This is a genomic window from Pseudomonas sp. EA_5y_Pfl2_R50, assembly GCF_963970475.1.
In the GTDB taxonomy this organism is placed as follows: domain Bacteria; phylum Pseudomonadota; class Gammaproteobacteria; order Pseudomonadales; family Pseudomonadaceae; genus Aquipseudomonas.
Genome location: NZ_CAXAPT010000018.1, coordinates 62,099 through 75,470, shown reverse-complemented (window position 1 = coordinate 75,470; position 13,372 = coordinate 62,099). Strand labels below are relative to the sequence as shown.

At 59.0% G+C, this 13,372-nt stretch carries 10 protein-coding genes; all 10 read right to left on the bottom strand.

Going from position 1 to position 13,372, the window contains the following annotated elements; all coding sequences use genetic code 11:
- Window positions 1–149: 149 nt before the first annotated feature.
- Window positions 150–1,478 (bottom strand): tRNA lysidine(34) synthetase TilS, encoded by a 1,329-nt coding sequence (gene tilS, locus AACY19_RS24715; protein WP_339454187.1) that lies wholly within the window; start codon window positions 1,476–1,478, stop codon window positions 150–152.
- Between the two features lie 132 nt (window positions 1,479–1,610).
- Window positions 1,611–2,558 carry an acetyl-CoA carboxylase carboxyltransferase subunit alpha gene (locus tag AACY19_RS24710; RefSeq protein ID WP_007908843.1) on the bottom strand — a complete coding sequence of 316 codons (948 nt, stop codon included), beginning with the start codon at window positions 2,556–2,558 and terminating at the stop codon, window positions 1,611–1,613.
- A gap of 139 nt (window positions 2,559–2,697) precedes the next feature.
- On the bottom strand, window positions 2,698–6,219 hold the full coding sequence (gene dnaE / locus AACY19_RS24705; RefSeq protein ID WP_339454186.1) for a DNA polymerase III subunit alpha: 3,522 nt from the start codon (window positions 6,217–6,219) through the stop codon (window positions 2,698–2,700).
- 76 nt (window positions 6,220–6,295) lie between these two features.
- Window positions 6,296–6,922, bottom strand: coding sequence for a ribonuclease HII (gene rnhB / locus AACY19_RS24700; protein WP_007908845.1), 627 nt, complete (start codon window positions 6,920–6,922; stop codon window positions 6,296–6,298).
- An 11-nt stretch (window positions 6,923–6,933) separates the two neighbouring features.
- On the bottom strand, window positions 6,934–8,064 hold the full coding sequence (gene lpxB, locus AACY19_RS24695) for a lipid-A-disaccharide synthase (protein WP_445262324.1): 1,131 nt from the start codon (window positions 8,062–8,064) through the stop codon (window positions 6,934–6,936).
- Window positions 8,065–8,066: 2 nt separating this feature from the next.
- Complete coding sequence (lpxA, locus tag AACY19_RS24690; protein WP_123452068.1) at window positions 8,067–8,843, bottom strand: acyl-ACP--UDP-N-acetylglucosamine O-acyltransferase; 777 nt, start codon at window positions 8,841–8,843, stop codon at window positions 8,067–8,069.
- Window positions 8,840–9,280, bottom strand: a complete 441-nt coding sequence (gene fabZ / locus AACY19_RS24685) for a 3-hydroxyacyl-ACP dehydratase FabZ (RefSeq protein WP_025110881.1) — start codon at window positions 9,278–9,280, stop codon at window positions 8,840–8,842. The genes lpxA and fabZ overlap by 4 nt, the downstream gene beginning before the upstream one ends.
- 106 nt (window positions 9,281–9,386) lie before the next feature.
- Window positions 9,387–10,442, bottom strand: a complete 1,056-nt coding sequence (gene lpxD / locus AACY19_RS24680) for a UDP-3-O-(3-hydroxymyristoyl)glucosamine N-acyltransferase (protein ID WP_339454185.1) — start codon at window positions 10,440–10,442, stop codon at window positions 9,387–9,389.
- A gap of 3 nt (window positions 10,443–10,445) precedes the next feature.
- Window positions 10,446–10,949, bottom strand: coding sequence for an OmpH family outer membrane protein (locus AACY19_RS24675; protein ID WP_003222140.1), 504 nt, complete (start codon window positions 10,947–10,949; stop codon window positions 10,446–10,448).
- A gap of 45 nt (window positions 10,950–10,994) precedes the next feature.
- A complete protein-coding gene (gene bamA, locus AACY19_RS24670; protein ID WP_339454184.1) occupies window positions 10,995–13,370 on the bottom strand; it encodes an outer membrane protein assembly factor BamA in 2,376 nt (791 codons plus the stop codon).
- Window positions 13,371–13,372: the final 2 nt, after the last annotated feature.

Genomic DNA, 13,372 nt, shown 5'->3' with positions numbered 1-13,372 from the left:
ACCGGCAGATGAAACACCGGTACGTTGCTCGCTACACATTTTTTGGAATCGCCCAGCAAAGACTGCTTGGTAATCGGCAACTCCTGCAATTCAGGCGAATCCACAGAAGTTGTATCAAGAAGGGAGCGTAGTCTACCGGAATGCTCCTTTCAGCTCAAACCTTGATCTTCGTCTGTTGGCCGCCAATGCAATGTCCAGCCTTCCTGCAAATGGCCATCAAGGCCCGGCAGGTTCGCCACCGCGATCAATTCGTCACCGCGAAACAGCAGCGGCAATCTGCCACGCACGAATCCCGGCACTGCACGCTCATTCAGCAGACGCTTGAGATCGCGATGGCCACGATCCGCCACAGCCATCACTTCCCCGCCCTGTCTGTAGCCAATGCGCAGCGCCCCGCGAGGCGCCTGTCCGGTGAACATGACAGAGCCGTTATCGGCCAAGCGTAGCGCTGCCGACGGGGTCTGCCACTCGCCGCCGATCATCGGTGTGCGCAGCCAGTTACCACTGAGCCACCACAGACGCCCGGCACTGCGCTGCAACTCGCCATCGGCCAGTCGCCAGATCGGCGAAGCATCGGCGGCGGCGTTGCACAGACACTCCCAACCCGACCAATGGTCAGTGTCGGGCAGTCGGGTCAGCGGCTCGAGCCAGTGGCTCAACGCATTCCGCTGGCGGGCGGCAGACAACGCGGCCAGAGGTGCCAGTTGCAGCGAATGCAAGCCCAGCCACTCGAACTCATGCGCGGTCGAAGCCAGGGCCAGATCCATGTTCGCCAGCTCATCGAGCAAGCCCTGCGCCTCACGCAGATGCGCCGCGCTGCGGGCCATGCTCGCCTGCGCTTGTGGCCAGCGCTCTGTCAGGCGGGGCATGATCTGGTGGCGCAGATAGTTGCGCGAGAATTGCCGATCCTGATTAGACGGGTCTTCGATCCACACCAGTTCATGCACATGGGCGTATGCCTCCAGCTCTGCGCGAGTGATATCGAGCAAGGGCCGAACCAGCATCCCCTGCCCCACCACGCGCTGTGGCGGCATCGCGGACAACCCGCGCACACCGCCACCGCGCAACAGGCGGAACAACAGGGTTTCTGCCTGATCGTCACGATGCTGTCCGGTCAGCAATACCTGATCGGTTTGCGTCAGCGCAGTGAACACCGAGTACCGTGCATCCCGCGCCGCCCGCTCCAGACTCGCCCCCGGCCGCACCGTCACCCGTTCAATCAGCAGCGGCACACCCAGTGCATCGCAAACTGTCTGGCAATGTTGCGGCCACGCATCAGCCACAGTCTGAAGACCGTGATGGATATGGACAGCGCTTAGCGGAGGGAAAGATTCGGATTTTGCGAGATGGACGAGCAGATGCAACAGGACAGTGGAATCAAGACCACCGGAGAAGGCGATGCGCCAATGAGCGGCGTTGCGCCATGGCTTGAGGCTGCGCATGACTCGCGCGGACAAATCAAACGAGAGCTGACTCATATCTGCCTCTATGCCCCAATCAAATGTGGGAGCGAGCTTGCTCGCGAAGGCGTCTCAACATTCAACCAGTACGTCGACTGTGATACCGCTTTCGCGAGCAAGCCCGCTCCCACATTGGGTATTGCCGTCGACTTAGAGACCGTAGCTCATCAGTCGATCATAACGGCGCTTCAACAGCGCTTCGTTATCGAACTTCTTCAGCATCGCCAGTTGCGAGCTCAGCTCGGCGCGGATCGATGCAGCAGCGGCGGCCGGGTCACGGTGCGCACCGCCCAGAGGCTCGCCAATCACCTTGTCGACAATGCCCAGGCCTTTGAGGCGCTCGGCGGTGATGCCCATCGCTTCAGCGGCGTCCGGCGCTTTTTCGGCGGTTTTCCACAGAATCGAAGCGCAACCTTCCGGTGAGATCACCGCGTAGGTGGAGTATTGCAGCATGTTCAACTGATCGCAGACGCCGATGGCCAGTGCACCACCGGAACCACCTTCACCGATAACGGTGGCGATGATCGGGGTCTTCAGGCGCGACATCACACGCAGGTTCCAGGCAATCGCTTCGCTCTGGTTACGCTCTTCAGCGTCGATACCAGGATAGGCGCCCGGGGTGTCGATGAAGGTCAGGATCGGCATTTTGAAACGTTCGGCCATTTCCATCAGGCGGCAAGCCTTGCGGTAGCCTTCAGGACGCGGCATGCCGAAGTTGCGGCGCACCTTCTCACGCACTTCACGGCCCTTCTGGTGACCGATGACCATCACCGGCTGGTCTTCCAGACGGGCGATACCGCCAACGATGGCTGCGTCGTCAGAGAAGTGACGGTCGCCGTGCAGTTCGTCGAACTCGGTGAAGATGTGCTCGATGTAGTCGAGGGTATACGGGCGTTTCGGGTGACGCGCCAGGCGTGCGATCTGCCAGCTGGTCAGCTTGCCGAAGATGTCTTCGGTCAGCGTTTTGCTCTTGTCCTGCAGGCGGGAGATCTCATCGCCGATATTCAGCGAATTGTCATTACCGACCAAGCGCAACTCTTCGATCTTGGCTTGCAGGTCGGCGATCGGCTGTTCGAAATCTAGAAAATTCGGGTTCATAGGCGTCCGTCTTGGGTCGTGTCCCAAATGAGCTTGGGCCGGCCGGTTGTCTATTCGCGCCCTACCTTAAGGGAGAGGCGCGCTGAGGTCGAGATTAAAAATTCAGGTTGCGGGCATGCGCCATGATGGCACTCGCCGGTCAACGGTATTGGAGGAAGACGTTGTCTCGCCCGAACTGGTCACGCAGAGCCTGAATCAAGGCATCTGCCGGGTCGATTCGCCACGTCTCGCCGAACTGCAGCAAGGTCTTCGCATCCGGGCTGGTGTACTCCATGGTGATCGGGCACGCGCCGCGATGACGCTTGAGCAATTCCCCCAACCAGCGTAGCTGATCGCCTTTGAGGTCCTGGGTTTGCAGCTTCAGACGCAGGCTCTCGGCAAGGTTGGTGCGCGCATCTTCCATGCTCATCACACGTTTGACCCGCAGGCGCAGGCCGCCGGAGAAGTCGTCGTTGCTGACTTCGCCCTCGACCACCACCATTGCGTCGGTCTGCAACAGCGATTGCGCAGAATGGAACGCATCGGCAAACAGCGACGCCTCGATCCGCCCCGAACGGTCATCGAGGGTGATGAAGCCCATCTTGTCGCCCTTCTTGTTCTTCATCACGCGCAGGGCAATGATCATCCCAGCCACGGTTTGCGTATCCCGCGCCGGCTTCAGGTCGATGATGCGCTGACGGGCGAAACGGCGGATCTCGCCTTCGTATTCGTCAATCGGGTGACCGGTCAGGTACAGGCCCAGGGTGTCTTTTTCACCCTTGAGACGCTCCTTGAGGGTCAGCTCCTTGGCCTTGCGATGCGACGCATAAACGTCGGCGTCTTCCTCGACAAACAGCCCGCCAAACAGGTCGGCGTGACCGCTGTCGTGGGTGCGCGCGGTCTGCTCGGCCGCCTTGATCGCCTCTTCCATCGCCGCCAGCAGCACGGCGCGATTGCGGTCGATGTTGGCCTGATAAGCCTTTTGTTCGTCGTGGAAATAAGGGCCAAGACGATCCAGCGCACCACTACGGATCAAGCCGTCGAGAGTACGTTTGTTGATGCGCTTGAGGTCGACACGGGCGCAGAAATCGAACAGATCCTTGAACGGTCCGGCCTGCCGCGCTTCGGTGATGGCCTCGACCGGGCCTTCGCCGACACCTTTGATCGCGCCGAGGCCGTAGACAATGCGGCCGTCGTCGTTCACCGTGAACTTGAACTCCGAAGTATTCACGTCCGGCGCGTCGAGGCGCAGCTTCATCGTGCGCACTTCCTCGATCAAGGTCACGACCTTGTCGGTGTTGTGCATATCCGCCGACAGTACCGCTGCCATGAACGGCGCCGGGTAGTGCGCTTTCAGCCAAGCGGTCTGGTACGAAACCAGACCGTAGGCAGCGGAGTGGGATTTGTTGAAGCCGTAACCGGCGAATTTCTCTACCAGGTCGAAAATGTTACCCGCGAGGTCAGCGTCGATGTTGTTGGTCGCGCAACCTTCAATGAAACCGCCGCGCTGCTTGGCCATTTCTTCGGGCTTTTTCTTACCCATGGCGCGACGGAGCATGTCCGCACCGCCGAGTGTGTAACCGGCCATGACCTGGGCAATCTGCATCACCTGTTCCTGATACAGGATGATGCCGTAAGTCGGCGCCAGAACAGGCTTCAAACCTTCGTACTGGTAATCCGAATGCGGATACGCCAGTTCGGCGCGACCGTGCTTACGGTTAATGAAGTCGTCCACCATTCCGGACTGCAGCGGACCCGGACGGAACAGGGCCACCAGTGCGATCAGGTCCTCCAGGCAGTCGGGCTTGAGCTTTTTGATCAGCTCTTTCATGCCGCGCGACTCAAGCTGGAACACTGCGGTGGTTTCAGCTTTTTGCAACAGCGTGTAGGTCGGTTTGTCGTCCAGCGGGATAAACGCGATATCCAGCGGCGGCTCGTTGACCTTGGCGCGGTCACGGTTGATGGTTTTCAGTGCCCAGTCGATGATCGTCAACGTTCGCAGACCGAGGAAGTCGAACTTCACCAGACCAGCCGCTTCAACGTCGTCCTTGTCGAACTGGGTTACCAGGCCGTCACCGGCCTCGTCGCAATAGATCGGCGAGAAGTCGGTCAGCTTGGTCGGGGCGATCACCACACCACCGGCGTGCTTACCGACGTTACGTACTACACCTTCTAGCTTGCGCGCCATCTCCCAGATTTCCGCCGCCTCTTCATCGACCTTGATGAAGTCACGGAGGATTTCTTCCTGCTCGTAGGCTTTTTCCAGGGTCATGCCGACTTCGAACGGAATCATCTTCGACAGACGATCCGCCAGACCGTAGGACTTGCCCTGCACCCGCGCCACGTCGCGCACCACAGCCTTGGCGGCCATCGAACCGAAGGTGATGATCTGGCTCACCGCGTTGCGACCGTATTTCTCCGCCACGTAGTCGATCACCCGATCACGACCGTCCATGCAGAAGTCGACGTCGAAGTCGGGCATCGATACCCGTTCCGGGTTAAGGAAACGTTCGAACAGCAGGTCGTATTCCAACGGGTCGAGGTCGGTGATCTTCTGCACGTAGGCCACCAGCGAACCGGCACCCGATCCACGGCCAGGACCTACCGGTACGCCGTTGTTCTTGGCCCACTGGATAAAGTCCATCACGATGAGGAAGTAACCGGGGAAGCCCATCTGGATGATGATATCCAGCTCGAAATTCAAGCGGTCGACGTAGACCTGACGCTTGGCTTCGTAGTCTTCGGTAGTGTCTTTGGGCAGCAGCACCGCCAGTCGCTCTTCGAGACCGTCGAAGGAGACCTTGCGGAAATATTCGTCGATGGTCATGCCATCGGGAATCGGGAAGTTGGGCAGAAAGTGCGTGCCCAGTTTGACTTCGATGTTGCAGCGCTTGGCGATCTCGACAGTGTTTTCAATCGCATCGGGAATATCGCTGAACAGCTCGATCATTTCCTCGGCGCTTTTCAGGTATTGCTGATCGCTGTAGTTCTTCGAACGCCGCGGGTCGTCGAGGGCGCGGCCCTCACCGATGCACACGCGGGTTTCGTGGGCGGCGAAGTCTTCCTGCTTGATGAAACGCACATCGTTGGTCGCCACCAGCGGCGCGCCAAGCTTGTCGGCCAGGGCCACCGCGCCGTGCAGTTGCTCTTCATCGTTGGGACGGTTGGTGCGCTGGATTTCCAGATAGAACCGGTCCGGGAACACCGCCATCCATTCACGCGCCAAAGCCTCGGCTTCGGCGGGGTTACCACCGATCATGGCCATGCCGATCTCGCCTTCTTTGGCGGCGGACAGCATGATCAGGCCTTCGTTGGCCTCGGCCACCCACTCACGCTCGACGATGATCATGCCGTTGCGCTGGCCTTCGATAAAGCCGCGCGAGATCAATTCGGTGAGGTTGCGATAGCCCTTGGCGTTCATCACCAACAGGCTGAGCCGGCTCAGCGGTGCGTCCGGGTCCTTGTTAGACAGCCACAAGTCAGCGCCGCAGATCGGTTTGATGCCTGCGCCCATGGTGTTTTTATAGAATTTGACCAGGGAACACATGTTGTTCTGGTCGGTGACCGCCACCGCCGGCATGTTCATGCCGGTCAGGGCCTTGACCAGCGGCTTGATCCGCACAAGCCCGTCGACCAGGGAGTATTCAGTGTGCAGGCGTAGATGAACGAATGAAGCCGGCATAGTGATCCTGTCCAGTTACATAGAGACAACAAGGCCCGGATTGTACCGGGCCTCGAACAAAACATCAGCCTTGCGACTAAACCTGCGTCAGACCTTCGAGTGCCTCGTAAGCCTGCCGCACCGGGGCGAAGGAGCGCCGGTGAATCGGCGTCGGACCGAGACGCACCAACGCTTCCAGATGAACGGGCGTCGGGTAGCCTTTATGGCCGCCGATGCCGTAGCCCGGATAGATCAATTCGAATGCAGCCATTTCACGGTCGCGACTGACCTTGGCCAAAATCGACGCGGCAGCAATGGCCGGTACCTTGCCGTCGCCCTGCACCACCGCTTCGGCGCGCATTGGCAGTTGCGGGCAGCGGTTACCGTCGATCATCGCCAGTTTTGGCTGAATGTGCAGGCCGGCAACCGCGCGCTGCATGGCCAGCATGGTCGCGTGCAAGATGTTCAGCTCGTCGATTTCCTCGACTTCGGCGCGGGCAATGCACCAGCTCAGGGATTTCTCGATGATTTCGTCGTAGAGCTTTTCGCGCTTGGCTTCGGTGAGTTTCTTCGAATCGTTCAGACCTAGAATCGGCCGGTTCGGGTCGAGGATCACTGCCGCCGTCACCACCGCGCCGCACAACGGGCCACGACCGACTTCATCGACACCTGCCACCAGTTCTTCGACTTCGGCGACCAAGGTGAAATCCAGGCCCATCTGCAGGGTTGTCTTGCTCATCGTGATTGACCGATCAGGTTGAGGACGGCATCCGCCGCCTGATTGGAGGCATCCAGCCGCAGCGTGCGGTGAATCTCGTCGAAGCCGCGGGTCTGCTCTTCGCCGCCTTCGATCAGCGGCGACAGGGTCTGCGCCAGCGCGTCGACCGTCGCATCATCCTGCAACAGTTCCGGCACCAACAAACGCTGGGCCAGCAGGTTCGGCAGCGACACATACGGGCTCTTGACCATCCGTTTCAGAATCCAGAAGGTCAGCGGTGCCAACCGGTACGCCACCACCATCGGCCGCTTGTACAACAGCGCTTCAAGGGTCGCGGTGCCGGAAGCGATCAGTACGGCGTTGCACGCAGCCAAGGCCAGATGCGACTTGCCGTCAAGCAAGGTCACCGGCAGATCACGACCGGCGAGCAGCTCTTCAAGCTGCGCGCGGCGCTCGGGGTTGGCGCACGGAATGACGAAGCGCAAGCCCGGACGCATGGCGCGCAGACGCTCGGCGGTATCGAGAAACAGCGCACCGAGACGGGAAACTTCCCCGCCACGGCTGCCGGGCATCAGCGCCACTAGCGGGCCATCAGGCAAGCCCAGTTCGGCACGCGCCGCAGCGCGATCGGCCTCCAGTGGAATGGTGTCGGCCAAGGTGTGGCCGACGAACCGCACCGGTACGCCTTTCTCTTCGTAAAATTTTGCTTCGAATGGCAGCAGTGTCAGCATCAGATCGCAGCCTTCGCGGATCTTCAGCACGCGTTTCTGCCGCCACGCCCACACCGAGGGGCTGACGTAATGCACGGTCTTGATCCCGGCCTGGCGCAGCTTGAGTTCGATATTGAGGTTGAAATCCGGGGCATCGATGCCGATGAACACATCCGGTTTCTCGGCAATCAGCGTGGCGATCAGGTCTTTGCGGCGCTTGAGCAGCTCACGCAAACGACCGAGAACCTCCACCAGTCCCATGACCGACAAGCGTTCCATGGGAAAGTACGAAGTCAGGCCTTCAGCCTGCATCAACGGGCCACCGACGCCGATGAACTCGACCGCCGGATGCTGTGCCTTGAGGGCGCGCATGAGGCCGGCGCCAAGAATGTCACCGGAAGCTTCACCGGCCACCAGCGCAATACGCAGACTGGCCATGATCAGCGGGTGATGCCGCGAGTCGACGACTGAATGGAATCACGGAACACCGCGACTTCCGGGAACTGTGCGGCAGGCTCAGCCAGTTCAGCCAGGGCCTGCTCGACCGTCAGCCCTTGGCGATACACGGTTTTGTAGGCGCGACGCAGGGTGTGGATCGCGTCTTCGCTGAAACCACGACGGCGCATGCCCTCGAAGTTCATGCTGCGCGCTTCGGCGGGGTTGCCGAAGACGGTCACGAACGCCGGAACGTCCTTGCCGATGGCAGTACCCATGCCGGAAAAGCTGTGGGCGCCAATGTGGCAATACTGGTGCACAAGGGTGAAACCGGAGAGGATCGCCCAGTCATCCACGTGCACATGGCCGGCCAGCGCCGTGTTGTTGACCAGAATGCAGTGGTTGCCGATAACGCTGTCATGCCCGATGTGGGCATAGGCCATGATCAGGTTGTGATCGCCCAGCGTGGTTTCCGAACGGTCTTGCACGGTGCCACGGTGAATGGTCACACCTTCACGGATGACGTTGTGGTCACCGATCACCAGACGCGTCTCTTCGCCCTTGTATTTCAGATCGGGCGTGTCTTCGCCTACCGAAGAAAACTGATAGATGCGATTGTGCTTGCCAATGCGGGTCGGGCCTTTAAGGATCACATGCGGCCCGATCACGGTACCCTCGCCGATTTCCACACCTGCGCCGATGATCGACCACGGGCCGACCTCGACGCCGTCAGCCAGAACGGCAGACGGATCGATGATTGCGCGAGGGTCAATCAAACTCATAGCTTGCGTTCCGCACAGATGATTTCAGCCGAGCAGACCGGCTTGCCGTCGACCGAAGCCTGGCATTCGAACTTCCAGATCTGACGCTTGCAGCTGATGAACCTGGCTTCAAGGATCAACTGATCGCCCGGCAACACAGGCTGGCGGAAGCGCAGCTTGTCGGAGCCGACGAAGTAATAAAGCGTGCCATCGGCAGGCTTCACATCGAGCATTTTGAAACCGAGGATCCCGGCAGCCTGAGCCATCGCTTCGATGATCAGCACGCCCGGCATGATCGGGTGCGCCGGGAAGTGACCATTGAAGAACGGTTCATTGATGCTGACATTCTTGTAGGCGCGAATGCGCTTGCCTTCAGTGTCCAGTTCCACCACTCGGTCCACCAGCAGGAACGGGTAACGGTGAGGCAGGTATTCGCGAATCTCGTTGATGTCCATCATTTCGTGGGGAAGCCTATGTAAAGATTGGGAGCGCGACTGACGCGCACTCCTCTAGCAAATCAAGGAGGCAGTCTAGAGGCTGTGCACACTTGATATGGAAATGGTATCAGCCATCTGATGAAGCATTGCCGTCAGGGGTCACTTCCCCTACGCGCTTTTCCAGTTGTTTCAAACGTCGCGCGATGTCATCGAGCTGACGAATGCGGGCCGCGCTTTTGCGCCATTCGGCCGCCGGTTGCATGGCTGTGCCGGAAGAGTAGGCGCCCGGCTCGGTAATCGAGTGAGTCACCATGGTCATCCCGGTCAGGAAAACGTTGTCGCAAATATCGATATGCCCGACCAGACCAACGCCACCGGCCAGCATGCAATGCTTGCCAATTTTGGTGCTGCCGGAGATACCGACACACGCGGCCATGGCGGTGTGATCACCGACCTGGACGTTGTGCGCGATCTGGATCTGGTTATCGAGTTTCACGCCATTGCCGATCACGGTATCAGCCAACGCACCGCGGTCGATGGCGGTATTTACGCCGATCTCCACATCATCGCCGATGGTTACGCCACCGATCTGGGCGATTTTCTGCCAGACGCCTTTTTCGTTGGCAAAGCCGAAGCCTTCACCACCTAGAACAGCACCCGACTGGATCACTACACGCTTGCCGATGCGCACGTCGTGATACAGCGTCACCCGCGGAGCGAGCCAGCCGCCCTCGCCGATTTCGCTGCGAGCACCGACGACGCAGTGCGCCCCCAGTGTCACGTGCGCACCAATACGCGCGCCGGCCTCGATCACCACGAAGGGTCCGATGCTGGCACTGGCATCGACCACCGCATCCGCCGCAATCACCGCCGAAGGATGGATACCGGCGATGGCTTTCGGCTTGGGATCGAACAAATGCGAGATGCGTGCATAGGCCAGATAAGGATCTGGTACCACCAACGCATCACCGGCAAAACCTTCGGCATCGGCCTCTTTGAGCAACAAGGCTGCTGCCTGCGAACCGGTGAGGAATTTACGGTATTGGGGGTTTGCCAGGAAGCTCAACTGAGCTGGGCCAGCCTCTTGCAAAGTGGCTAGCCCAGTAATTTGCTTCTCGGGGTCGCCACGCAGGGTGGCGCCGAGGAACTCGGCCAACTGGCCGAGCTTGATAGTCACGGTCATGGGTTACTTCAGCTGATTCATGCGCTCGATAACCTGGCGCGTGATGTCGTACTGAGGTTTGACATCGATCACTGCGCCACGCTCGAACACCAGGTCAAAACCACCTTTCTTGATGACTTCTTCCACTGCACTGTCCAGTTTCGGCTTCAGTTGCTTGAGCATTTCGCGATCCGCAACGGCTTTGGCTTCGTTCAACTCCTTGGACTGAAACTGGAAGTCACGAGCCTTTTGCTTGAATTCCAGTTCCAGACGCTCACGCTCACCTTGCTGCATCTTGTCGCCACCGGCCATCAGACGATCCTGAATGCCTTTGGCGCTGCTTTCCAGGGTTTTCAGCTTGGTCAGTTGTGGACCGAACTTCTTCTCGGCATCCACGGCGTACTTCTTCGCAGCGTCGGATTCGAGCAAGGCCATCTGATAGTTCAGAACGGCGATTTTCATGTCGGCAAATGCCGGGCCTGCCACCAGTACGGAGGCCAGGAGAACCAATTGAGTCAACTTACGCACGATGCACTCCTACAAAATCCATTGTCGTTATCTTGGGTCAGACACTTAAAAGGTCTGGCCGAGGGAGAATTGGAACACTTGAGTTTCAGCGTCATCCGGTTTCTTGATCGGCATGGCCAACGCGAAGCTCAGAGGACCCAGTGCGGTGACCCAGGTCACACCCACACCGACGGAACTGGCCATATTGCTCAAGCTGATGTCGTTGCACTTGGTGTTCGACGACGAGCCGTTCGCATTGGTAGTGTCCTTGCACTGCGAGTCAAATACGTTACCCACATCCCAGAATACCGAAGTGCGCAGGGAACGCTGATCCTTGACGAATGGCAGCGGGAACAGAACCTCGACGCCACCCTGGATCAGAACGTTACCACCGAACGGCAGCGGGTCCTGATCCGGGTCAGCCAGCGTACCCGGGTTGGTACCACGGCTCGGCGTACTGCGCGGGCCGAGGGTGCTGTCCTTGAAGCCACGAACCGAGTTGAAACCACCAGCATAGTAGTTTTCATAGAACGGCAAGCCGTCAGTCGAACCGTAGCCGTCGCCATAACCCAATTCGGTGTGCAGACGCAGGGTGTAGTTCTCGGAGATCGGCTGGAACAGCTGACCGCGATAATCAAGTTTGTAGAACGACAGGTCGCTGCCCGGAATGGTGGTTTCCAGGGTCAGGCTCTGGGAACGGCCACGGGTCGGCAGTACGCCTTTGTTCAGGGTCGACTCGGACCAGCCGGCCGAAGCCTTGAAGTTAAGGTACTTGTCACCTTCCTTGTTAACGAAGTCGAAAATCTCGTCAACGGTATAGGTACCTGTCTTGATCTCGTCCTGTTGAGCGGACAAACCAAAGGTCAGACGCGAAGTCTCGCTGATCGGGTAGCCGACGTTTACGCCAGCACCCAGGCTGTCTACCGCATAGCTTGCAACGTCGACATCGAGGTCATCGTAGTCAGTGGTGCGATAGAACGCGTTGTAACCCAGGCTCACGCCATCTGCGGTCCAGTACGGGTCAACGTAGCCGAAGTTGTAGCGGCTCTGGTATTCGCTTCGGGTCAGGCCGACGCTGACGCGGTTACCGGTACCGAGGAAGTTGTTCTGGGTGATCGAACCACCGAGGATCAGACCGGCACTCTGGGCGAAACCGACACTGGCGGTGATCGAACCGGAAGCCTGTTCTTCAACGGCGTAGTTCACGTCAACCTGATCGTCGACACCTGGCACAGCCGGGGTTTCAACGTTGACTTCCTTGAAGAAGCCCAGACGTTCAAGACGGGTCTTGGATTGATCGATCAGGTAGGTCGAAGCCCAGCCGCCTTCCATCTGACGCATTTCACGACGCAGCACTTCGTCCTCGGACTTGGTGTTGCCGCGGAAGTTGATGCGGTTGACGTAGGCGCGCTTGCCTGGATCGACAGCAAACAGGATGTCGACCGTGTGGTCGTCGTCGTGTGGCTGAGGCACGCCGTTGACGTTGGCGAAGGTGTAACCCTCGTTACCTAGACGACGGGTGATCAATTCGGACGTGGTGGTCATCAGCTTGCGCGAGAACACCTGGCCTTTCTGCACCAGCAGCAGGGACTTGATCTGGTCTTCAGGGACTTTCAGGTCACCGCTGAGCTTGACGTCACGAACGGTGTACTTCTCGCCTTCGGTGACGTTGACAGTGATGTAGACGTGTTTCTTGTCCGGGGTGATGGACACCTGGGTCGAGGCGATATCCATGTTGATATAGCCACGGTCCAGGTAATAGGAGCGCAGACGTTCCAGGTCACCGGACAGTTTTTCGCGAGCGTACTTGTCATCGTTCTTGAAGAACGACAGCCAGTTGGTGGTTTTCAGTTCGAACAGGTCAGTCAGGTCTTCTTCAGGGAAAACCGTGTTGCCCACCACGTTGATGTGCTGAATGGCCGCAACGGTGCCTTCGTTGATCTTCACTTTCAGACCGACGCGGTTACGCGGTTGCGATACCACTTCCGTATCAACGGTGGCCGAATAGCGACCCTGGGCAACGTACTGACGTTGCAGTTCGTTACGCACACCTTCGAGGGTGGCACGCTGGAAGATCTCGCCTTCGGCCAGACCGGATTGCTTGAGGCCTTTCATCAGGTCTTCGGTGGAGATCGCCTTGTTGCCTTCGATCTCGATGCTGGCGACCGACGGGCGCTCGACAACAGTGATTACCAGAACGTTGCCTTCGCGGCCCAGCTGGATATCTTGAAAGAAACCGGTTTTGAACAACGCACGAGTGGATTCCACCAGGCGACGATCATCCGCCTGCTCGCCGACGTTCAACGGCAAGGCACCAAAGACACTACCCGCGGAGACCCGCTGGAGGCCGTTGACGCGAATATCAGAGATAGTGAAGGACTCGGCGTGAACTTCGGCGATCATCAATACGGTGAGAACCGCAGTTAGCAGCAGACGTTTCATGA

Coding starts and splice junctions, on each gene's coding strand:
- bamA (WP_339454184.1), bottom strand. CDS start 13,370: ATGAAACGTCTGCTGCTAACTGCGGTTCTCACCGTATTGATGATCGCC.
- AACY19_RS24710 (WP_007908843.1), bottom strand. CDS start 2,558: ATGAACCCGAATTTTCTAGATTTCGAACAGCCGATCGCCGACCTGCAA.
- lpxA (WP_123452068.1), bottom strand. CDS start 8,843: ATGAGTTTGATTGACCCTCGCGCAATCATCGATCCGTCTGCCGTTCTG.
- dnaE (WP_339454186.1), bottom strand. CDS start 6,219: ATGCCGGCTTCATTCGTTCATCTACGCCTGCACACTGAATACTCCCTG.
- lpxB (WP_445262324.1), bottom strand. CDS start 8,064: ATGGCCAGTCTGCGTATTGCGCTGGTGGCCGGTGAAGCTTCCGGTGAC.
- tilS (WP_339454187.1), bottom strand. CDS start 1,478: ATGAGTCAGCTCTCGTTTGATTTGTCCGCGCGAGTCATGCGCAGCCTC.
- fabZ (WP_025110881.1), bottom strand. CDS start 9,280: ATGATGGACATCAACGAGATTCGCGAATACCTGCCTCACCGTTACCCG.
- lpxD (WP_339454185.1), bottom strand. CDS start 10,442: ATGACCGTGACTATCAAGCTCGGCCAGTTGGCCGAGTTCCTCGGCGCC.